34 protein-coding genes are annotated in these 16,656 nt (G+C 62.2%); 7 read left to right on the top strand and 27 right to left on the bottom strand.

Annotated features, from left to right (window positions below):
• The first annotated feature begins 23 nt into the window (after positions 1 to 23).
• Positions 24 to 368 carry a transcriptional regulator gene (locus tag CPI83_RS31445; RefSeq protein ID WP_343229959.1) on the top strand — a complete coding sequence of 115 codons (345 nt, stop codon included), beginning with the start codon at positions 24 to 26 and terminating at the stop codon, positions 366 to 368.
• A gap of 184 nt (positions 369 to 552) precedes the next feature.
• Here CPI83_RS31445 and CPI83_RS29970 read toward each other — a convergent pair whose 3' ends face one another.
• From CPI83_RS29970 to CPI83_RS29950, 6 genes are all read right to left on the bottom strand, one after another.
• Positions 553 to 954 (bottom strand): hypothetical protein, encoded by a 402-nt coding sequence (locus CPI83_RS29970; protein WP_097388489.1) that lies wholly within the window; start codon positions 952 to 954, stop codon positions 553 to 555.
• Complete coding sequence (locus CPI83_RS29965) at positions 954 to 1,835, bottom strand: hypothetical protein (RefSeq protein ID WP_097388488.1); 882 nt, start codon at positions 1,833 to 1,835, stop codon at positions 954 to 956. The genes CPI83_RS29970 and CPI83_RS29965 overlap by 1 nt, the downstream gene beginning before the upstream one ends.
• 231 nt (positions 1,836 to 2,066) lie before the next feature.
• Complete coding sequence (locus CPI83_RS29960) at positions 2,067 to 2,270, bottom strand: hypothetical protein (protein WP_097388487.1); 204 nt, start codon at positions 2,268 to 2,270, stop codon at positions 2,067 to 2,069.
• Positions 2,271 to 2,377: 107 nt separating this feature from the next.
• Positions 2,378 to 2,725: a nucleotidyltransferase domain-containing protein gene (locus CPI83_RS29955; protein WP_097388486.1), complete on the bottom strand. Its 348-nt coding sequence runs from the start codon at positions 2,723 to 2,725 to the stop codon at positions 2,378 to 2,380.
• Positions 2,722 to 2,886 carry a hypothetical protein gene (locus tag CPI83_RS30890; RefSeq protein WP_157920690.1) on the bottom strand — a complete coding sequence of 55 codons (165 nt, stop codon included), beginning with the start codon at positions 2,884 to 2,886 and terminating at the stop codon, positions 2,722 to 2,724. The genes CPI83_RS29955 and CPI83_RS30890 overlap by 4 nt, the downstream gene beginning before the upstream one ends.
• Entirely contained in the window at positions 2,886 to 3,101 is a 216-nt protein-coding gene (locus tag CPI83_RS29950; protein ID WP_097388485.1) for a hypothetical protein, read from the bottom strand. The genes CPI83_RS30890 and CPI83_RS29950 overlap by 1 nt, the downstream gene beginning before the upstream one ends.
• Before the next feature lie 214 nt (positions 3,102 to 3,315).
• Here CPI83_RS29950 and CPI83_RS30885 point away from each other — a divergent pair, with 214 nt between their 5' ends.
• Entirely contained in the window at positions 3,316 to 3,552 is a 237-nt protein-coding gene (locus CPI83_RS30885; protein ID WP_157920689.1) for a hypothetical protein, read from the top strand.
• Positions 3,553 to 3,690: 138 nt separating this feature from the next.
• Here CPI83_RS30885 and CPI83_RS29940 read toward each other — a convergent pair whose 3' ends face one another.
• On the bottom strand, positions 3,691 to 4,209 hold the full coding sequence (locus tag CPI83_RS29940; RefSeq protein ID WP_097388483.1) for a hypothetical protein: 519 nt from the start codon (positions 4,207 to 4,209) through the stop codon (positions 3,691 to 3,693).
• 493 nt (positions 4,210 to 4,702) lie between these two features.
• Here CPI83_RS29940 and CPI83_RS29935 point away from each other — a divergent pair, with 493 nt between their 5' ends.
• Together CPI83_RS29935 and CPI83_RS30880 are read left to right on the top strand one after the other, a co-directional pair.
• On the top strand, positions 4,703 to 5,170 hold the full coding sequence (locus tag CPI83_RS29935) for a hypothetical protein (RefSeq protein ID WP_097388482.1): 468 nt from the start codon (positions 4,703 to 4,705) through the stop codon (positions 5,168 to 5,170).
• Positions 5,171 to 5,182: 12 nt separating this feature from the next.
• Positions 5,183 to 5,341, top strand: a complete 159-nt coding sequence (locus CPI83_RS30880; protein ID WP_157920688.1) for a hypothetical protein — start codon at positions 5,183 to 5,185, stop codon at positions 5,339 to 5,341.
• Positions 5,342 to 5,426: 85 nt separating this feature from the next.
• Here CPI83_RS30880 and CPI83_RS29930 read toward each other — a convergent pair whose 3' ends face one another.
• The 9 genes from CPI83_RS29930 to CPI83_RS30875 all read right to left on the bottom strand — a co-directional run bounded on the left by CPI83_RS29930 (position 5,427) and on the right by CPI83_RS30875 (position 10,032).
• Positions 5,427 to 5,726: a hypothetical protein gene (locus CPI83_RS29930; protein WP_097388481.1), complete on the bottom strand. Its 300-nt coding sequence runs from the start codon at positions 5,724 to 5,726 to the stop codon at positions 5,427 to 5,429.
• A 279-nt stretch (positions 5,727 to 6,005) separates the two neighbouring features.
• Positions 6,006 to 6,515: a hypothetical protein gene (locus CPI83_RS29925; protein WP_097388480.1), complete on the bottom strand. Its 510-nt coding sequence runs from the start codon at positions 6,513 to 6,515 to the stop codon at positions 6,006 to 6,008.
• Between the two features lie 2 nt (positions 6,516 to 6,517).
• The gene (locus CPI83_RS29920; protein ID WP_097388479.1) at positions 6,518 to 7,333 is read right to left on the bottom strand and encodes a neutral zinc metallopeptidase; all 816 of its coding nucleotides are present in this window, start codon (positions 7,331 to 7,333) and stop codon (positions 6,518 to 6,520) included.
• A gap of 262 nt (positions 7,334 to 7,595) precedes the next feature.
• Complete coding sequence (locus CPI83_RS29915) at positions 7,596 to 7,847, bottom strand: hypothetical protein (protein ID WP_097388478.1); 252 nt, start codon at positions 7,845 to 7,847, stop codon at positions 7,596 to 7,598.
• Positions 7,844 to 8,074, bottom strand: coding sequence for a hypothetical protein (locus CPI83_RS29910; protein ID WP_097388477.1), 231 nt, complete (start codon positions 8,072 to 8,074; stop codon positions 7,844 to 7,846). Before CPI83_RS29910 ends, CPI83_RS29915 begins: the two co-directional genes overlap by 4 nt.
• A gap of 43 nt (positions 8,075 to 8,117) precedes the next feature.
• The gene (locus CPI83_RS29905; protein ID WP_097388476.1) at positions 8,118 to 8,996 is read right to left on the bottom strand and encodes an AAA family ATPase; all 879 of its coding nucleotides are present in this window, start codon (positions 8,994 to 8,996) and stop codon (positions 8,118 to 8,120) included.
• A gap of 22 nt (positions 8,997 to 9,018) precedes the next feature.
• The gene (locus CPI83_RS29900; protein WP_097388475.1) at positions 9,019 to 9,273 is read right to left on the bottom strand and encodes a hypothetical protein; all 255 of its coding nucleotides are present in this window, start codon (positions 9,271 to 9,273) and stop codon (positions 9,019 to 9,021) included.
• Between the two features lie 13 nt (positions 9,274 to 9,286).
• Positions 9,287 to 9,529, bottom strand: a complete 243-nt coding sequence (locus CPI83_RS29895; RefSeq protein WP_097388474.1) for a hypothetical protein — start codon at positions 9,527 to 9,529, stop codon at positions 9,287 to 9,289.
• A 338-nt stretch (positions 9,530 to 9,867) separates the two neighbouring features.
• Complete coding sequence (locus CPI83_RS30875) at positions 9,868 to 10,032, bottom strand: hypothetical protein (protein ID WP_157920687.1); 165 nt, start codon at positions 10,030 to 10,032, stop codon at positions 9,868 to 9,870.
• Between the two features lie 126 nt (positions 10,033 to 10,158).
• Between CPI83_RS30875 and CPI83_RS29890 the strand changes: the two genes are divergently transcribed.
• Positions 10,159 to 10,317, top strand: coding sequence for a hypothetical protein (locus CPI83_RS29890; RefSeq protein ID WP_157920686.1), 159 nt, complete (start codon positions 10,159 to 10,161; stop codon positions 10,315 to 10,317).
• Positions 10,318 to 10,361: 44 nt separating this feature from the next.
• Here the strand turns inward: CPI83_RS29890 and CPI83_RS30870 are convergent, their stop codons facing one another.
• From CPI83_RS30870 to CPI83_RS29845, 11 genes are all read right to left on the bottom strand, one after another.
• The gene (locus tag CPI83_RS30870) at positions 10,362 to 10,529 is read right to left on the bottom strand and encodes a hypothetical protein (RefSeq protein WP_157920685.1); all 168 of its coding nucleotides are present in this window, start codon (positions 10,527 to 10,529) and stop codon (positions 10,362 to 10,364) included.
• A gap of 58 nt (positions 10,530 to 10,587) precedes the next feature.
• Positions 10,588 to 11,409: a phage Gp37/Gp68 family protein gene (locus CPI83_RS29885; RefSeq protein ID WP_097388472.1), complete on the bottom strand. Its 822-nt coding sequence runs from the start codon at positions 11,407 to 11,409 to the stop codon at positions 10,588 to 10,590.
• 72 nt (positions 11,410 to 11,481) lie between these two features.
• On the bottom strand, positions 11,482 to 12,303 hold the full coding sequence (locus tag CPI83_RS29880; RefSeq protein ID WP_097388471.1) for a hypothetical protein: 822 nt from the start codon (positions 12,301 to 12,303) through the stop codon (positions 11,482 to 11,484).
• Positions 12,300 to 12,791, bottom strand: a complete 492-nt coding sequence (locus tag CPI83_RS29875) for a hypothetical protein (protein WP_157920684.1) — start codon at positions 12,789 to 12,791, stop codon at positions 12,300 to 12,302. Before CPI83_RS29875 ends, CPI83_RS29880 begins: the two co-directional genes overlap by 4 nt.
• A complete protein-coding gene (locus CPI83_RS30865; RefSeq protein WP_157920683.1) occupies positions 12,739 to 13,056 on the bottom strand; it encodes a hypothetical protein in 318 nt (105 codons plus the stop codon). The genes CPI83_RS29875 and CPI83_RS30865 overlap by 53 nt, the downstream gene beginning before the upstream one ends.
• A 106-nt stretch (positions 13,057 to 13,162) precedes the next feature.
• Entirely contained in the window at positions 13,163 to 13,348 is a 186-nt protein-coding gene (locus CPI83_RS30860) for a hypothetical protein (RefSeq protein WP_157920682.1), read from the bottom strand.
• Positions 13,349 to 13,441: 93 nt separating this feature from the next.
• Positions 13,442 to 13,699, bottom strand: coding sequence for a hypothetical protein (locus tag CPI83_RS29865; protein ID WP_097388468.1), 258 nt, complete (start codon positions 13,697 to 13,699; stop codon positions 13,442 to 13,444).
• Positions 13,700 to 13,717: 18 nt separating this feature from the next.
• Positions 13,718 to 14,050: a hypothetical protein gene (locus CPI83_RS29860; RefSeq protein WP_097388467.1), complete on the bottom strand. Its 333-nt coding sequence runs from the start codon at positions 14,048 to 14,050 to the stop codon at positions 13,718 to 13,720.
• A 22-nt stretch (positions 14,051 to 14,072) separates the two neighbouring features.
• The gene (locus CPI83_RS29855) at positions 14,073 to 14,264 is read right to left on the bottom strand and encodes a hypothetical protein (RefSeq protein WP_097388466.1); all 192 of its coding nucleotides are present in this window, start codon (positions 14,262 to 14,264) and stop codon (positions 14,073 to 14,075) included.
• Between the two features lie 19 nt (positions 14,265 to 14,283).
• A complete protein-coding gene (locus tag CPI83_RS29850; RefSeq protein ID WP_097388465.1) occupies positions 14,284 to 14,505 on the bottom strand; it encodes a hypothetical protein in 222 nt (73 codons plus the stop codon).
• A 79-nt stretch (positions 14,506 to 14,584) separates the two neighbouring features.
• Positions 14,585 to 14,878, bottom strand: a complete 294-nt coding sequence (locus CPI83_RS29845) for a hypothetical protein (RefSeq protein WP_157920681.1) — start codon at positions 14,876 to 14,878, stop codon at positions 14,585 to 14,587.
• Between the two features lie 306 nt (positions 14,879 to 15,184).
• On the opposite strand from CPI83_RS29845, the gene CPI83_RS29840 reads away from it, so the two are divergent.
• Together CPI83_RS29840 and CPI83_RS29835 are read left to right on the top strand one after the other, a co-directional pair.
• Complete coding sequence (locus CPI83_RS29840; protein ID WP_097388463.1) at positions 15,185 to 16,006, top strand: GntR family transcriptional regulator; 822 nt, start codon at positions 15,185 to 15,187, stop codon at positions 16,004 to 16,006.
• On the top strand, positions 16,003 to 16,545 hold the full coding sequence (locus CPI83_RS29835; RefSeq protein ID WP_097388462.1) for a kinase: 543 nt from the start codon (positions 16,003 to 16,005) through the stop codon (positions 16,543 to 16,545). Before CPI83_RS29840 ends, CPI83_RS29835 begins: the two co-directional genes overlap by 4 nt.
• Positions 16,546 to 16,656 lie beyond the last annotated feature (111 nt).

Below are 16,656 nucleotides of genomic sequence, written 5' to 3'. Positions count from 1 at the left end.
GACAGAAGCGCAGACCGAAGACCATGAACACCCAGATTGGAATTGCCGTGTCCGAACCGAAGCTGGTCACAGCCCAGGAAGCCGTGGCGCTTATTGAGGCCGAAACGAAATCGGTGATGAAGGCCCAAACCTTCCGCTCGTACGTCTACCGCGACTTGGCACCTGCACCGGTGAAGAAAGTCGGACGCACGCTTCTGTTCAGTCGCAAGCAGATCATCGAGTGGGCACAGAATCGTCCTGGAAGTGGCGCCCGCACGGATATCTCGGACCTGAAACGGACACGCCGAACGACCAGTGCGGCAACGACATCGACACGTCCACGCGCGAAATCCGCTGACGCTGAGCCTCTCGCGAAGAATGACGAATGAGCGAAGAATCGATCACCGTGTAGCAAACCGTCGAACTCGCGAAAGCCGAAACCGGCGTCGGTATCACCACCGCGTTCTTCCTCGCGAGCTGGCCAGAAGCTGGCACGCCTGTACACCAGCACCTGAGGCAGTCGGTATAGTCGTCGTCACTGCGTATGACCAGGATGAGCCGGAGGCTTCACCCCTATGGGTGACCTCCGGTTTTCTGTTTCCTGGACCGCGTCGCCGCTGTGTTCTTCGGTGCCGATGTGTTCTTCGTTGCCGGTTGCTTCGGCTCTGTCGCCGCGGCAGCAGCATCCTGTCGCCTTACCGCCTTCGCGGAGATCGCCGTTTCGTGTCCGGACGCGTTGGGATCAGCAGCCTTACGCCGCCGCTTGACCGGCGTCGCCTTCTGTGTGGGGGCCGGGTTCGTCGCCGTCAGCTCTGTGACGGCCGTCGTGCGCCGCACACGCTTCGGCTTCTCAGCGACCTGGGCGGGTTCCGGTGCGGGCTCAGCGGACGGTACAGGCTTGAAGAACGCTCGGCCCAGCTTGATCGCATGGCTCACGACCAGTTCGGGTCGACCTTTGTCGTCTACGAAACCCATCAGGGCTGCTCCTCTGCAATCTCTCGCAATTGTACGATCCGGCATCTCGCCAAAGTTCCGTCCGGCCGCTGGTAACGGCCCTCGTGGGCACCGACCACGTCCCACTGCAAGCCGCGGGGCAGCAGGTGCGCAGTGTCGTCGACCGAATCCGACCGGCCCAGGTACATCCCGCGCGTCGTTTCCATCTCCAACACCACCTCCTGCTCTCCGATAGCCTCTTCCAGCTCATGAATGGCGTGTGTGGTCATGGTGAACCGGTCGAACTCGATCCGTGCGCCTTCCTGCAGCGTCGACGGAAGATTCTGCGGCTGCTCCGGCAACTCGTGTGGCAGCGACACTGTGCAGTAGACGACGTGGCCGCGGTCGTTGCTGCGTTCGGCTGTCTGGATGGCTCGGTCGATGCGCTGCACTTGCGCCCGCGTTTCTTCGGGGAGGAGCTGGGCGTCGCCGCCGACGTCGGTGAGGGCGTCGCCTGTGCCGACCCAGGTATCGTCTTCGCTGATCAGTCGGCGGGTCTCACGATATCCGATACGGGAAAGATTCGACTGTGCTTGATGTTTGGCGACTGATCGCGCTTTGCGCTGACGCGAGGATGGTGGGAGGCGAATCGCATCCGGGATGGGTAGTGGTCGTCGTTTGCGTTCGTTGACATCTTTGACAGCCGAGCGGGGGTAGGCACGCTCCAGGTCTTTGCGTGCTCGGGTGTAGGCGCCGTCTTCGACGGTGCGATCGAGACCGCGCGCAGATCTGCGCTCGTCGGCGCGGTCGTCGTAAGTGTGGCGGGAGCGGTATTCCCCTTGTTTGGACACGAAGCTGGTGTCGCTACCGGCTTCTGGATCAAGGCGGGTGTCGCCGTCGACTGAAAGCGTGTATTTCCTCACCCGGTACCCGTCTCGTGGTGTGCGAAAGCTGGAGCGTGGCAGGTATTTAACGTCCCAGTTGAACACCTGCCACGCCACCCCACCTCGAAAGGTGGGCCTGGTATCGCGCGAGTCATCCGGCGACCAAACCGTCGTCGCACACCAGGTGGGTCTTAGCTACTGACCACCTCGCCGACTATACCGACAACGCGGCGCAATTACTCATCCATTGATGGAGGATCCGGGGAGCCGTCAGTGGGGAATGATGGTGGCGTCCTTGAAGGGCACGTCGAACACTGCCTCCGATTCGAACCGATGCGTCGGCTCGTCGAAGCACTGGCGAAGTTCGTGGATGCCATCCGCCAGCAGCTTCACGCCTTTGGAGTCTCCGCCGCACTGCGGACAGTCCCCCGCGCGCGATCCGCTGTCGTAATTCTTCTCGTCCATGACGACCATGTCGATGCCCTTCGATTCGTGTGATGGCGCTCTGCCAGGACAACTATCGCCCGGCGCGCGTTGTCGCCGCCACACCACCAGAGACGGGAGAGAGAATAGTGTGGCAGTCACATCTCGAGTGCGATGGTCGGGCCGGGAACGAAGTCGACGGACAGCTCACGTGCGACGACGTCAACGGCAACGCCGAGCAGTTCGGTGAGTTGCTCTGCGAACCCGAGCATGGCCATCAATTGCTCGTAGTCCGGGCCGTTGAAGCTGGCGAGCAGGTCGATGTCGCTGTGTGGGCCTGCGTCGCCGCGGGCGACGGATCCGAAGACATGGATATCGCGGGCACAGTAGGTGCGAGCGAGATCCCGGAGACCGGACCGGTGTGCGGAGAGGGTGGCGAGGAGCCGGTCGGTGTCGGCTGTTCGCGGCCCGCCGCTGTACTGCCCGATCTTCGGGTCGCCGGTCATGGTTGGTGCGGGAAGAGTCCGTCACGCCGTGAGGGGAACTGGTACTTTCCCGGTGCGTCTTCGACGGGTTCGATGATCAGGTGGTCTGGTCCCCCGTCTGCGACGACTTTGAACACTGATGCGCCGTGTTCGCCGATGGTGACTGTGTCGCCGGGTTTCATCACTTGCCGTCCTCGTCGAGCAGGTAGGTGCCGAACTTGTCTTTGGTGTGCGGCGGGAGGTGGTTGGTGCAGAACGGTACGAGTGGGCCGAGCACGCGTACGTGATGTCCGGCGTTGTTTTGGCACACTGCGCATTTCGCGTATCCGGCGCCTGGCTCTTTAGGTTCGGCGGTGTAGTTGCGCGATGCCTCTTTGGCTTCGTCGATCGTGATCATGGTGGGGTGGTCTCCGTCTGTGGGTTTCGTGGCTGTCTGGCCGCGGGTCGATGGGGTTTACGCTACCGGTTCACGCTCGGCGGTGGTCGCGGGGTCGGGTGCTTCCGGGGCGCTGCGTGTGGGTGCGATCGCGGGTGCAGCCTCTGCAGTAATCTACTTCTCGGATCGGCTATTTCTGTTCCGCCAGATCATGTTTCCGACGCGAGGCACTGCAATGAATCCTCGGGTCATCGAGGCGTCTGTGACGACGATGGCACCGGCCCCTCCCGAGCACCGTCGGCGGGCGGTGATCACTTTTCATGCCGCTGTGACACCGGAGCGAGTTGGGGCTGTGCGCGAGGTTCTGCCGTTGTCTTTGCAGCCGGTGTTCGACCGGCACCTGGAGGACTTCGATGCGCGGGTGGGTGTGCCGTTCACGATCGAGGAATCAGTGGCTGCGCGCGACTGCTGACAGGGGGCGATGCCCCGCCCGTGATGGGCGGGGCATCGTGGGGGAGGCCGCGTCACGTGTCGGCGTGAAGCGCGGCGTAGTCGCGGGGCGGTTCTCGCACGAGCAGCGAATGTGTGACGGGTCGCGATGGGCGTTCGGTCACTGCGGCACTACTCCCGCCGAGTGTTGACCGACGAGGTGAAAGCGCCGAAAGATGCTCTCGGACTTGCGCCGCCGCGCGTGGCGCCGCCTCCGAGGTCGTGTTGCGCCGGTGACGAGGTTGTCGATCCGCGAGACTCGCCCGCTCGGGTTGACGGAGTACTCGCGGTCGCAGTCCCATCGTGATCCGTCGCCCATTTCGCTGGCGGTGAGGGTCATTTCGCCGATCCAGACGATTCCGTAACCTTCGACGGGGCGCGATTGTTCGACTTCGTAGGCGATATAGGCAACTTCGTTGGGCAGTGTGGCTTTCGCGTCGGCGAACAGTTGACCCCAGTGCCGCGACGGTAGATCTCTGAAGGCGGCGTAGACATTGCGGTAACCGTCCCGCCAGATGATCTGGTCCAGTTCGTTTTCGACGCCGTCGGCGTCGAAGTGGATCAGGGCGACGACGTCGGGTCCGGCGATGCCGTGGGGCGCGGACAAGGTGACCAACGCGTTGACTGCCATGTCTTTCATCGGCCTACCCGTGCACGGAGGTCGGCTGTGGCGCGGGTGCAATGCGGGGCGTGACTCATGTTCTCGATCCCCTTCTCTCCGGTGCCGAGGTCGGCGCGGACTACTGGGCAAGTTCGGTCGCCTGTCGCTGCAGGCTCGGGTCAGGTTCGAATGGGACGCGAACGGTTCGACTGCGTCCCTGGGCTGGTATCGAGCATGTTACTTGCCAGCAACCCTGTTGTCGTCCTTACTTTTCCGCTACCACCGACCCCTCCCCCAGGTTTCGGGATTCACAGAGACGGCCCGCAGCGCTCCGACCGATCGAACGTGCACGGCCCTGACCGTGCTGATCAGCCCGCAACGCGCCCGCATCTTCGAATGCCCCGCACTGCAGGCCTGACCGAGCACTCGCTTTCGTCGATACACTTGTTCCACACCGTGTTTCAGTACCCGGCGGACCGTTCTTGCGGCTCCGCTCTCTGGGTGTACCTCCACGACGACGACAGGAAAGAACATGGACTTTTCGGCCACTATCGCCGACCTCAAGAACGACACCCTTTCGCACCTCGATCTCGCATTGGACGACGAGCGGTTCGAGGTCGAGATCAACGAAGACGGAGCGGTCTCCGCGATCTTCGGTGTCACCTTGGCGTTCCACCGCGAGTTGGGTCTCAAAGACGGAATCGTCGACAGTGATGGCGAATTGACCAAGGGTGGGGCAGAGCGTCTGCAGACGTACCTGCGGAAGTATCTGAGTGAGGAGAGCGGTCTGGATACCTCCACGTTGGAGGTCAGCGCCGATGAGCAGACATCCACTCTTGGTGAGGACCCGGGGTTCGCGGTCATCCTCACATCCACACCCGGTCTTTCGACGAAGTTCCAAAAGTACTGGGACGAGACGCTGTGGCCGTTCAGTGCAACGATGATCAACATTTGCGATCCGGGCACCTTCAACGCGCCGTACATGTTCGACCACATCTAGGGGGGAGATCTCATGGCACACAACGAATCAGTTCTTGTCGAGCAGTTCGGCGTGTGGGGCGAGCATCCCTTGCACCCGGCTCGGGGCTGGCAGGACGAGGTCGCCGACGGAGATACCCGTCTCGGCTATTGGGCGTGGGTCGCAGCGCAGCTGGACAACGCCGACACCTGATTGCCGCACCCACAGCGTTGAACGACAGTGGCGCCGCAACCCGTCTCGGGTGCGGCGCCACTGTTGTCTGGCGGTGTCGTGTGCGCTATCGGTCGGCGATGACGCCGTCGATGTAGGCAACCGCTTCTTCGAGGGTTGCGAACTTGTCGCCGCCCTTGAGGTACTGCACGACGCCGTCTGGGCTGGCGCCGACGGCCCGGAAGGCGCGTCCGCTCTCTGGCTCCCCCAAGTTCAGATTGCTCGATTCTACGAAGTAGAAGCCGCCGATGACTTCAGTTTCGGTGACGGTGCCGTGGTAGTCCGTCGATTCATTGGAGAACCAGGTGTGGCCTTTGGCTTCGTTTGCAGCCTTGAGTTCGGCGATGTTGTTGAATCCGGTGCTCATGTCGTCGTTCCTTACTGGTCGTGGTCTGGATATGAGGCTACCGCGTTGTCGGCGGGCGGTGTCGCCTCGTCGACGGAGACGGCGGGGACGTAGCGCTGACCGCGAATACTGTTGCAGCGACGGCCGGGAGAGAGCGATGGCGCTCAGGCGGCACGCTCAGAGGATACGGGCGTTTTCGAGGCGTGGGCGAGTCGGGCGGAGGGCCTGCTCGTTGCCGGACTTAGATAGTCGACTCCGCTGAATCCAGTCACCGGCTTAGGGCATGGTGCTGTCCGCAACCTATCTGGAGCAGTTCATCAGGAGTCGCACTCCACCGTCTTTGTACGGATCGAACTTGCCGGAAGGTGGGTTGCTCCACCATTTCCCATCGCTGACTCGGATGAGTGTGTCTATGGCGCAGATCCACACACCGTCGTCCTTGTCCACGGCGGGGGTCACGAATCCTTTGGTGGGTTGCACCCCGGGAAGGTGCGCCACACCGTCAGGAGTCAACGTCAACCCGGTCTGGGCGTGGATGGCTTGGGCTTCCTGCTTCCGCCAGCGGTCGCCATTCACGGATCCTTCATGGGCCATCAAAGCTATTCCGCCCGTTGTGATCAACACCCACACCGCACACATCGCGATGGTGGACCGGACGTATGAGCTGTCTCGGCGACCCTTACGTATTGTGTTGAGCCGCTTCCAGCATGGAGGAGCGAGTAAGACGACCACGACGGCGAAGCACGCACTGACAGCGAGACTGGAGGTGCGATGCATCTCCAGTTCAACGAGTACGTCGTAGTGTTTCATCGTCAGAGGACTTCTGATTCGGGCGCGGACCAGCTGTCACACGAGGTGATGCTGTTCATCCCCCTCTGGAACCACATCCGATTGTTTGTGTAACTGGGATGGGTGTCGTTGATGTCTTCACCTTCGGGGCCGTTGTCATGATCGGCGAGGAACTGGTCCGCCATCTCGGGAAGTAAGTACTTGAAAGTGAAACCGCCGAGGCATTCCGCTTGTGCCTCATATCTTTTGTGCAGAATCCTGTCTGCGCGATGGTCCGATTGAAGCGTCGCGAGCATTCGTCTGAACGATTCTTCCACTCCGATCTGGTTCTGGATGTGATGTCCGTACTCATGGGCAACGGTCTGCGCCATTTCGCGCTCGGTCATCCCCCGGTATTTCCAGATCCGGATTTTGTGGTTCGAGTTGCAGTAGAAGCTGGTCTCTTCGTCGGCTTCGGTCTTGCCGCAGATGTATTCGCCGGGCCGATTGGGGGAATCGAGGATGACGGTGGGGATCGACATTCCCGTGTGGGACTGTTGGTCGATCGCGGGTCTCCACATCGCGTCCATGCACGAGATGATCTTCTCCGCGTACTTTTTCTGCTCGTCGAGTCGCTTCACCCATGGGAGGGGCACGCATTCCGGGTCGAAGAATGTCATCGTGCCGTCGGTGAGAATGCCACTGGTGGCGTCTATTTCGCCGCTCTGACGGGTGTGGTCGGCTCGGCCTAGTTTCGTGATCGCCAGACCTGTGAGAGGTATCGCTGCGAGCACCACAAGGGCTATTGCGAGGATTGACGTCGACACGATCAGGGCTGCTTGTTTCTTGCTCGGCGTCACTCGTTCCGTCCCCTCTATTCGGAACGATTCTATACGTACCTCGACGTGAACAGGTAACTGACTCGTTGCCGCGGTTCAGCGTGTTTGCCTCATGGAGATCGCTACCACCGACTGTTCTTGTGGAGTTGACGAGCGTAAAAGCTCAGCCCCACAACAGGTCCGGGGCACACAACGGCGGGGAGACCAACAAGGTGGCGTCGCCGTTCGACACCTGCGAGTCGGTGCCGAACGGCGACGCTTCCTGCGACCGGCAGTTCCCCGTTCAGGGCCGGTGCGCGGCGGCGGTTTCTCGGAGCACGATCTTCCAGCGGTCGAGCACCTCGGTGTGCAGTTCACCGGTGCCGAGGACACGGCCGCGGGTGCCGTCGATGTTCATGGTGTAGTCGCCGCCGCCGGGCATGACGAGCGCGACCTGGGGGCCACTGACGGTGATGTCGTAGTAGCCGGGGTGGTTACTGGTAACCGTGAAGGTCGCGTCACCTTCGGCGAAGGTGTGCGGCAGTGCGGGCGTCACTGGGGTTCCGCGGTGTGGCCGGGCCCGTCGATGTCCTCGCCGCATGCGTCGCAGGATCCGCGGAGCTCGGTTTCGTCGACGTCGATGACGATGAGTCCGGCCTTCTCGACGAAGTCGATGGCCTTTTCCTTCGCTTTCTCGGCGTTGTCGAAGTCGAAGGCACTGTAATCGTCGTTGGTGATGGCTGTCGCGCAGCGGTGGCACAGTTTGTAGCTGGTGTCGCTCATGATGTTTCGGCCTTTCCTTGGTTCTCGTGTCGGTACGGTCTGGTCAGTGAAGTTTGGCGAGGATGCGTGCGGTGGCGGCTTGTACGTCGGCCACGTCCAGTGTGCGGGTGTCGGCGTTGGTGATGTCGTCGGGCTTCATTTCTGCAAGTCGCTGGGTGCGACGTTCCTTAGCCTGGACGTAGATCTGGTGGGACAGGCGGGCGTTGGCGAATCTGTCGATGATCGGATATTTCCGCGGCACGGAGTGCTCGATTTTGAGTTGGACGGCGACGCGGATCGCGGCTCTCGCTTTCGCCGTGAGCCGTATGCCTGCGCGGGCGGCGACGACGGCGGTGATCTCGGCGATCTCGTAGGCGTTGTAGCTCTCGAAGTCGAGGGAGGTCGGGAACTGTGCTGCGAGTCTTTCGTTGCCCGCGAGGAATGTCTCGATTTCGTCGCCGTATCCGGCCAGGATGACGATCAGGTTCCCTGCGTGGGTGTCCATGGCGTCGAGCAGTGCCGCGATGACGTCCGGTCCGCTGGCATCGACGATGCCGGTGGCGCCGACGCTGAGTCGGCTGGCTTCGTCGATGTAGAGGACGCCGCCGAGTGCACTGTTGACGGCCTTGTCGAGTTGCGCGAGGGGGTCGTCCCAGTGCCGTCCGGCAAGGTCTCTGTCGCTGACGGAGTGCACGGTCGGTGAGGTGATGATGCCGGTCCCGGCGTAGATGTCGGCGATGATCTGTGCGACGGCGGATTTGCCGGTGCCGAGCGGGCCGGTGAACACCAGGTGGCCAGGCTGCCCAACTCCTGGTGCGGGGTGTTCGGCGGTGCGGCAAATCTTGTGGACGGCGCTTTTGATGCCCTCGCGTCCGACTAGGTCGTCCAGGGCGCGGTCGGCGCGGGTGAGCAGGTCCACTGCGGCAGCGGTGCTGGCGGTCATGTCGTGGCCTTCCTGGTGTCGGTTACGGGGCGAGGGCGGCGGCGAGGCGCTGGAAGTGATCGAGGGGGTCACCGTGGAGGTCGAGGCTGATCAGCGATCCCCGGATCTTGACCTTGTCGTCGGGGCCGGTGCGTTTGCAGTGTTCGACGATCGCCCCGAGCGGGACACTGCGGTTGCCGTCCGTTCCGAGGTTTTCGAACCGGTGGTTGAGGTCGTAGCGGCGCCGGACGACGAAGTTGTCGATCCAGGTGTCGAAGTCCATGAGGTCGGTACTCATTGTGTTTCCGTGTTCACTGGGCGAGCGCTTCGGCGAGTTTGCCGAAGTATTCGAGAAGGTCAGCCGCACGGAAGTCGAGTGCGATCAAGTTTTTCTTGATGGCGAGCTGCTCGTCCGAGGAAGCATTCTTGAATGATTCGACGACGGCTCCGAGGGGAATGATGTTGATGCCACTCGGGCCTTCGACCTCGAATATGTGTTCCGGGTCGTAGCCTTTTTCGTCGATCAAAGTGTCGATCCAACGCGCCTGTGACATCTACTGAATTCCTCTCGGGGAGATAGCCTTTTTGGCCTGTGAATGGCAATCGATTTCTTTGACCGTAACATTTTCGATGCCATTGATGCGCGACCAGTTTCGGTATGAAATTCCGGTTCGTTACACAGTAGGTCGACGGGCTGAGAATTCAGCAGATCAGGTGTCAAGTCCCCATGTCCGTGCCCGGACGTCCGCGCAAATGGGGCAGTACGTTTCGTCGTAACTGCTCGTCCACTCCGCGGGCAGAGTCCGCGTTTCAGCACGGCTGCAGCATGTTTCGTCGACGGCAGGTTTGGGGGTGTCGCCGCACCCAGTGCACGTCAAGGGTTCTGGCGTCGTCATTTCTTGGCTTTCCATCGGAGGATGATGAATTGGTTCCATAGGCCGACCGTCACTGCGCGGATAAGTCCTTGGTGAGCAAGTTCGATTCCGATTGCCCGTTCATCGCCTGCCGCTTCGGCAATGACGAGATGTTCACCTTCGAAGAGAACTTTCTGATGCATGGCTTCATTCTTTCGATATTCCGAAAATGATGTGAACGCAAAATGAGGTCGCCGCTATTGGCGTTCATAACTATTATTCTTGACGTGTCACTTCGGCACGCAAACCCTCATATCAGAAGGAACCCGATGCAGGAATTCAATGTGGAATGGCATATGCCCATCGAGGCGGACAGCCCCCGGGAAGCGGCAGAGAAGGCTTTAAGGATTCACCGCAATCCAGAGTCGACCGCAACGGCCTTCGTCGTCGACGGAGTAGGGATTGATCTCGGCGAAGACTTCCGCTGAACATCTCGGACGGTGAGGGCGATCGTGTCCTCACCGTCCGAGTGTCAGCGTGCGAGTTTCTTCGCGCAGTTCGGGCAGTAGTCCGTCTCCCCTTGGTGAATCCACCCCAGTTCGAGTTCACGATCGATGTCACTGCACTTGTCGCCGTGCTCCGTCGGGGTTTCCATGTGCGTGAGGCAGCCGCCGTCGCAGGTGATCATGAGCATCATCATCGTGTTGTCCTCCGTCGAAATTTGTGTCGTTCACAGCAGTTGGCAGATAGCGGAACCGTCAGCGGGATCCGGCGAGTTCAGGCATTTCATCCCAGGTGCGGCCGTCGAGAAGTCGGCCACCAGCTGCGGCCCTCACACCGCCGACCTGTTTGAAGAAGAAGCGAGTCGTACAGCCCAGGCAGCGATCGCGAATATCACGCACCCAGTCCACATCGAGATCCCGGTGCCCGGAACCACTTTCACCACCGACGATCACCCAGTCGATTCCGGTCAAGTCCAAGCTCGGCAGCGGACCGAGCAGCGGCTCCAACGACAGGAACCGCATCGCAGCAGGTGTAGCTCGTAGCTCGTCCGCGCGCCAACAGTAGTCATCGGATTCGATCGAGGTGCCCATCCACACGTTCGGCAGCGGCCACACGGGCGCGCCGACGCGAGAGGCGTTCTGCGGCAGCGTCGCGTACGAGTCGTGGACCTGCTCGACAAAGCTCTGCCGAGTCAGAAGTTTCGCCATCCTCTTGGGGCGTTTCGTGAGCACCTGGAACGTGTGTTGCTCCGCCGCCGCCATGACCGCGAAGATGCGGGCGATCTGCGCGTCATTGATTTGGGCGTGCCCGATGTCGGACATCGAGTTCACGAACACACGCCTGGGTTTGCGCCACTGTAACGGGAGGGTCAGCGCACTGTCGTGGAATGCGACCCCGAAGCCGGGTCCACTGGTGACCGGATCACCGTCGGTCTGATACTTCGCTGCGCCCATCGCCTTGAGTCGCTTGCTCTGGGAGAGCGCGTAGCAGTTGTCGCAGCCGGGTGAGATCTTCGAGCACCCTGTCGTCGGATTCCAGGTTCTGTCAGTCCATTCGATCTTCGACTCGGAACTCATTGCTCTCCTCCTTCCCGGCGTGTGATTGACCTGAAGATATCTCGTTTGGTCGGTTTTCCGCTCACCCAATTGTCAGGTTCGGCGACCCGCTGTGACCGGTCCCTCGCCGCCCAACCTTTCGGCGTGCGCGAGGGTTGCTGACATCGACTCGATCGCCGGTGCCAACATTCGCTGCACTCGGGTGACCAGTTGACGTTGTTCGCGGGCTGCGCGGCGGGCCCCTTCGACGTCGAGGACCGCGTCGACGATGGCGTCGAGGTTCCCGACCCCCCAGATCTGTTCACGGGAGCTTCGTTCGGCGATCTTCTCGAGTAGCTCTACCGCACGCTGCCGCTGTGGGGACAGCGCGATGTCCGCGCCAGCATCTTTGAGTTCCTCGACTACGCGCTTGAGACGCTCGATTTCCCGAGCTTGGCTCCCGGTCATCGCGGCGGCGTCCCGGACTGCGGCGTCGGCACGGAACGACTGCCAGCGAGCCAACTTCATCCAAGCATCCGACGGATTGAGGGGATCTAAAGGTGGGGCAGGCTTGAGGACGGTCATCGAACGGGTCCGACGGCCGGATGGCGGAGCCATCACCCCCCAATGGGCGGGGATGTCCAGACCGTCCACCAGCGCCGGATCCGCGACGACAAGCCACCACCGGTGGCAGTACCGCGCCCATTCGTCGTGCTTGGTGGGGTTGGCGAGTTCGGTGAGCACGTCCGCGCGGGACACCTTCAGCTCATGACCGACGATGTCATCGTCGCCTGAGTACGTGAGCGGGGCGGCGATGAGGTCCGCGCGACGACCCCCAGGCGGGGAAAGTATCTCCGGCGCCAGAAGCCAACCCTTGGGTCGATTCGGCGCGTTGTAGTGACGCGAGAGGACGGCGAGCAGTTCAGTGGCATTCATGCGGTGGCCTCGTCTTCTGCGCGCAGCGCGCGTGCTTTCCAGTGGTCGCGGTCAGCGCCCAGTTCTGCGAGGCGCTCGAAAATCGCGGCCCAGTCGGCGTCACCGTCCGGGGCGACGTCCACACCGACAGCGTTGGCGACGTTGTCGCAGACCTGGGCGTGCAGGGCGCCGATGATCTCGGCGCCAGCCTGACGGCGAGCGATGTCTTCTTCGAGGTCGGCGATGCGGGATCGGAGTTCTGCGGACGGTGCCGAGCCGGGCGACTGGCAGGTCACCTCCATCACGCGTTCGGCTTGATGGCGTTCGAACTCGTCTTCGCCGCCTCCCCACTCGCATGCAGCGCAACCGAGGAACTCGGGGTCGTCGTCGTAGGACCGTTCGTAAGCCGGGCAGTGCGTGGCGAGTTCGGCAGCGATCAGGTCGAGCACCGCGGGGTCAGGCGCGGCGGTCAGCGTCGAACTGTTCGGCGTGGGCGCGGTGGGCGACATCGCTCATCTCCTTCTCGTGCATGCGGTAGTTGGTGAGGGCGTCGGCTTTGGTTCTGCCTCCGAAATACTTCTCGCACCACAGGCATTGAAGAACGTGGCGTCTACCGAGGTTGCGGTAGCCGTCGCCGGTATCGGCCCAGGCGTCGACGTGGTGTTGGGCGCTCTCGACGAGCTGCGCTGACGCGTTGGGTGTTGTGGGGACGGGACGGTCCTCATGCGTTGCTGGAGCGGGTAATCCACCAGCTGTCGGTGCGGCGGTGGTCATCGCGGATCCGCCTCCAGTGAGTAGTCGAGCGTGTAGCGAGCGAGGGTGATCGTTTCGGCAGCCAAGTCGTCGGGGTGGTCGAGGATGTACTTCGCTTCGGCGGCAGTCATCGTCCGGAGCTCCTGGTCGGATCGGTATTGCATGTGTGGTGGCAGTACTCGCAGTCGAACGTGGGCGAGGTGAGCTGGGTCTGCGGAATGAAGGTGAACGAACGGCACAGTGGGCACTCGACGTGGATTCCTGGCTGCGCGGCCGGTGGTGTCTCGCAGATGATGTGGGAGGTCTCGTTCATGGCGGACTCCGATCGAACGTGGAGGGGATGCGGGGTCGGCGCTTGCGGTGGGCGCGGCGCCGACCCTCGGCAGCCCGGGTGCATGGAACTGGGTTATTTGACGGTGACGGTCCAGGCGCGGTGGCTGATCTCGGCGACGTTGTCCACGAGAGGTTCGAGCGCGGTGGGCATTTCGGATACTCGGCCCGCGCTCAGCTCGTCCTGCAGCTCGGCGATCAGTTCACTCTCCGAGCAGTCCATGTAGTGCTTCGCGGACTTCTGCCCGTTCTGGCACAACAACACTCGTATCTCTTCGCGGTCCACAGCGACTGCACTCATTCGCGTTTCGACGTACTCGATGGTGATCGACATGATGGCGGGGTCCTTTTCTCAGCTGGTGATGCGCGGAATGGGCAAGGTGGCGGGGACGGCGAGGTCGTAGATGCTGTTGCGGATGATCACCACGGGCTCACCGGTGACTGAATGCTCCGTGCGTTCGAGCTCGTAGATGGTGGCGTAGTCGATGGCGGCGATATCGCGTGCGACAGCGAATTCGTCGAACACGATGCCGTCGGCGACGACGAAGTTTTCCCGCGTGTAGGCCAGCGGTGAATCGATAACTATCGACTCGTCGGTATGCCCACTGAGCCATTCGAGTGGATCAGCCAGATCGATCGTGTCGTGTTCGGTGAGATCTTTTGCGTGCGTGGAGATGACGAGCATGATTGTTCCTTCCGTCGGCGACCTAGAACGGCTTCGGTTCACACGCGCGGTTCTCGGCCGCACAGTCTGCGAGGTAGTCGTCCCAGAAATTGATGTAGGCCGACGCCCCTGAACGTTCGCGGCGCACCGCGACCCCGGTGACGGGGTCCTCGTTCGCGCAGATCCGCGCGGTGACAGCGCGATTCCATTCGTCGAAGTTCAGAAGCTCGGCCATGTCGTTTACTCCTGCGCGGTCAGGCTGCGGTGATGTGTTGGGTGACGGCACTGTGCGCATCGAAAGCGATCCCGTATCCGCCCACTGCGATGTGCGCGTGAATGAGGGGGCCTGCCGAGTACTTGCGCCCACCGTCGCCGGTCGGGCTGATGTGCCAGACCGTCATGAACAGTGGGGAGCGGTTCGGTTCCTCGACGAGGATTCGATCGCCGATCTTGGCGGTGTCGGTGTTGTACGACATTGGCGTGCCTCCTGGGCGTGCTGTTGGGGGTCGGCTCCCCCCGGCTGGCACCGGGGGGAGCCTGTTCTTCTGTGAAGCGTCAGCAGATCTTGCTGACGTATGGGGGCGCGGATTTCTCCGGCTTGCGGGAGTTGAAGTAGTTGACGAGGGCGGCGCCGTCGCGGGGTTTGCCGTCATGGCCGTAGGCGACTGCGCCGAGCACCTGGGACTGGGGCGGGGTGCCCTTGTCGCGGAGGGCTGCGGCGTCGAGGCGGCACTGGATGAGGCGGGGGCAGTTCAGGCACGCGTTGCGGGCAACGAGGACCTTCGGCAGGGTGCTGCGGTCGAGGTCGTAGTCCTCGATGTTGTCGTAGCACCACGGTCGAGTGTTCATCGTCAGATCCCCTTGAATCTTGGTCACAACGCCTGGTCTCGATCTGGTCTTTACTGGACCTGTTCTGGACCTGTTGTGGTCATTTCTATCGGGGTAACCAACTCCTGTCAACAGGGGGAACCAAATTGAAACCAACGAGCGACCGCACATTTGGATCCCTGAACCGACGAGAACGCACACATCAACCCTGGTAACGTGCAGAAAGACCAGTACCGACCACTTGCGACCACCTGCAAGACCAGAACAGACCACTTAGTCGGCGACACAGAATTGACCGGCGCAACACACGACAGGACCAGCGACAGGATGACCCAGCGGCACCGCTACCGGGAGATCGCCCAAGCACTCCACACCGACATCGACGCAGGCATCCACAAGCCCGGCGAAGTCCTGCCATCGAGCCGCAACCTCGCAGAACAATGGGGCGTCAGCCGCGGAGTCGTCACGCAAGCCCTCGGCACGCTCGTCGACGCCGGTGTCATCATCAGCGTCCCCCGCGGAGGGTACGAAATCGCCCCAGGCTACGAAACCGCACTCCGAGCCTCCACGACCCGCCCCCACGTCATCCTCATCGGCGGCTACGCAGGCAGCGGCAAAAGCGAACTAGGCCGCATCCTCGCCCGACTCACACACTGGCCGATCATCGACAAAGACACCATCACCCGACCCGTCGTCGAAGCAGCCCTCGAAACCCTCGACCGGTCCTACGACGACCGCGAATCAGACGACTACGTCCGGATCATCCGCCCCCGCGAATACGAAGCCCTCGCCAGCACCATCGACGAAAACATCGCCTGCGGCACCTCCGTCATCGCCACAGCGCCATACTTGCGCGAATTCGCCGACCCGACCTGGGCAGCCCGCACCATCGCCCACTACACAGCCCAAGGCGCCGACGTTCACGTCCTCTGGGTCCGCTGCACCATAGAAACGATGCAGCTGTACCTACGGCGCCGCGGCGCAGGCCGCGACGGATGGAAACTGTCGAACTGGAACAGCTACATCGACGGAGTCGACACGAACTTCACACCAGTCCTCGACCACACCGTCATCGTCAACGACCCCGACTCCGAACCCCTCCAGGACCAAGCCCGCGCCTTCCTCGCCTCCATCGGCGCATCCGCGTGACCCCCCGCGCACTACTCCTCTACGGCCCGCCCGGTTCCGGCAAAGACACCATCACCGCAGCGCTCACACACCTGAACCCCGCCTACCAACTCGCCGAACGCCTCAAAGCCGGCCCCGGACGCACCCACGGCTACCGGATGACCACCATCGAGACGATTGACGGCCTCGCCGCTCGCGGCGACGTTCTCTGGCGCAACGACCGCTACTCCTCGACCTACGCCACCGACCGGCCTCATCTCGACCGGATGCTCGCCGACGACCAGATACCGGTACTGCACCTCGGGCAGCCCGACGCGATCCCCGCAGTCACCACCGCGGCACCGGACATCTACTGGACCGTCGTCGAACTGTGGTGCCCCCGCGAAATCATGATCGAACGAGTCACCGCCCGCGGCACCGGCGACGTCGCCGAACGCATCGCCGCATACGACCAAACCCCACCACTGCACGGCCCCACGCTCAGGGTCTCGACCGCCGCCTTCACCCCCGCCGCGATCGCACGGTGGATCGACATCCTGGTCCGAGACAACCACTCTTGACGCTCAGCTCGCCGCACCCATGCGGAGCAACTCACGATGCGCGAGCTGAGCAGCCACCTGAAGTACATCAACGCCCTAGGATTTCAGCAGAGCACCACACACCCGGCACAC

Origin of the sequence: Rhodococcus sp. H-CA8f (assembly GCF_002501585.1) — a bacterium.
GTDB classification, from domain to species: domain Bacteria; phylum Actinomycetota; class Actinomycetes; order Mycobacteriales; family Mycobacteriaceae; genus Rhodococcus_F; species Rhodococcus_F erythropolis.
The sequence above is the reverse complement of the archived record's forward strand: the minus strand, read 5'-3'. Positions and strand labels throughout refer to the sequence as shown.

Coding starts and splice junctions, on each gene's coding strand:
- CPI83_RS29960 (WP_097388487.1), bottom strand. CDS start 2,270: ATGGTCGTCATGGACGAGAAGAATTACGACAGCGGATCGCGCGCGGGG.
- CPI83_RS29840 (WP_097388463.1), top strand. CDS start 15,185: ATGACCCAGCGGCACCGCTACCGGGAGATCGCCCAAGCACTCCACACC.
- CPI83_RS29955 (WP_097388486.1), bottom strand. CDS start 2,725: ATGACCGGCGACCCGAAGATCGGGCAGTACAGCGGCGGGCCGCGAACA.
- CPI83_RS29895 (WP_097388474.1), bottom strand. CDS start 9,529: ATGTCACAGGCGCGTTGGATCGACACTTTGATCGACGAAAAAGGCTAC.
- CPI83_RS29940 (WP_097388483.1), bottom strand. CDS start 4,209: ATGAAAGACATGGCAGTCAACGCGTTGGTCACCTTGTCCGCGCCCCAC.
- CPI83_RS29930 (WP_097388481.1), bottom strand. CDS start 5,726: ATGAGCACCGGATTCAACAACATCGCCGAACTCAAGGCTGCAAACGAA.
- CPI83_RS29880 (WP_097388471.1), bottom strand. CDS start 12,303: ATGAATGCCACTGAACTGCTCGCCGTCCTCTCGCGTCACTACAACGCG.
- CPI83_RS29905 (WP_097388476.1), bottom strand. CDS start 8,996: ATGACCGCCAGCACCGCTGCCGCAGTGGACCTGCTCACCCGCGCCGAC.
- CPI83_RS31445 (WP_343229959.1), top strand. CDS start 24: ATGAACACCCAGATTGGAATTGCCGTGTCCGAACCGAAGCTGGTCACA.
- CPI83_RS29855 (WP_097388466.1), bottom strand. CDS start 14,264: ATGGCCGAGCTTCTGAACTTCGACGAATGGAATCGCGCTGTCACCGCG.
- CPI83_RS29890 (WP_157920686.1), top strand. CDS start 10,159: ATGCAGGAATTCAATGTGGAATGGCATATGCCCATCGAGGCGGACAGC.
- CPI83_RS29910 (WP_097388477.1), bottom strand. CDS start 8,074: ATGAGCGACACCAGCTACAAACTGTGCCACCGCTGCGCGACAGCCATC.
- CPI83_RS29865 (WP_097388468.1), bottom strand. CDS start 13,699: ATGTCGATCACCATCGAGTACGTCGAAACGCGAATGAGTGCAGTCGCT.
- CPI83_RS30870 (WP_157920685.1), bottom strand. CDS start 10,529: ATGATGATGCTCATGATCACCTGCGACGGCGGCTGCCTCACGCACATG.
- CPI83_RS30865 (WP_157920683.1), bottom strand. CDS start 13,056: ATGACCACCGCCGCACCGACAGCTGGTGGATTACCCGCTCCAGCAACG.
- CPI83_RS29885 (WP_097388472.1), bottom strand. CDS start 11,409: ATGAGTTCCGAGTCGAAGATCGAATGGACTGACAGAACCTGGAATCCG.
- CPI83_RS29900 (WP_097388475.1), bottom strand. CDS start 9,273: ATGAGTACCGACCTCATGGACTTCGACACCTGGATCGACAACTTCGTC.
- CPI83_RS29845 (WP_157920681.1), bottom strand. CDS start 14,878: ATGAACACTCGACCGTGGTGCTACGACAACATCGAGGACTACGACCTC.
- CPI83_RS29970 (WP_097388489.1), bottom strand. CDS start 954: ATGGGTTTCGTAGACGACAAAGGTCGACCCGAACTGGTCGTGAGCCAT.
- CPI83_RS30860 (WP_157920682.1), bottom strand. CDS start 13,348: ATGAACGAGACCTCCCACATCATCTGCGAGACACCACCGGCCGCGCAG.
- CPI83_RS29935 (WP_097388482.1), top strand. CDS start 4,703: ATGGACTTTTCGGCCACTATCGCCGACCTCAAGAACGACACCCTTTCG.
- CPI83_RS30875 (WP_157920687.1), bottom strand. CDS start 10,032: ATGCATCAGAAAGTTCTCTTCGAAGGTGAACATCTCGTCATTGCCGAA.
- CPI83_RS29875 (WP_157920684.1), bottom strand. CDS start 12,791: ATGTCGCCCACCGCGCCCACGCCGAACAGTTCGACGCTGACCGCCGCG.
- CPI83_RS30885 (WP_157920689.1), top strand. CDS start 3,316: ATGAATCCTCGGGTCATCGAGGCGTCTGTGACGACGATGGCACCGGCC.
- CPI83_RS30880 (WP_157920688.1), top strand. CDS start 5,183: ATGGCACACAACGAATCAGTTCTTGTCGAGCAGTTCGGCGTGTGGGGC.
- CPI83_RS29860 (WP_097388467.1), bottom strand. CDS start 14,050: ATGCTCGTCATCTCCACGCACGCAAAAGATCTCACCGAACACGACACG.
- CPI83_RS29850 (WP_097388465.1), bottom strand. CDS start 14,505: ATGTCGTACAACACCGACACCGCCAAGATCGGCGATCGAATCCTCGTC.
- CPI83_RS30890 (WP_157920690.1), bottom strand. CDS start 2,886: ATGAAACCCGGCGACACAGTCACCATCGGCGAACACGGCGCATCAGTG.
- CPI83_RS29950 (WP_097388485.1), bottom strand. CDS start 3,101: ATGATCACGATCGACGAAGCCAAAGAGGCATCGCGCAACTACACCGCC.
- CPI83_RS29925 (WP_097388480.1), bottom strand. CDS start 6,515: ATGAAACACTACGACGTACTCGTTGAACTGGAGATGCATCGCACCTCC.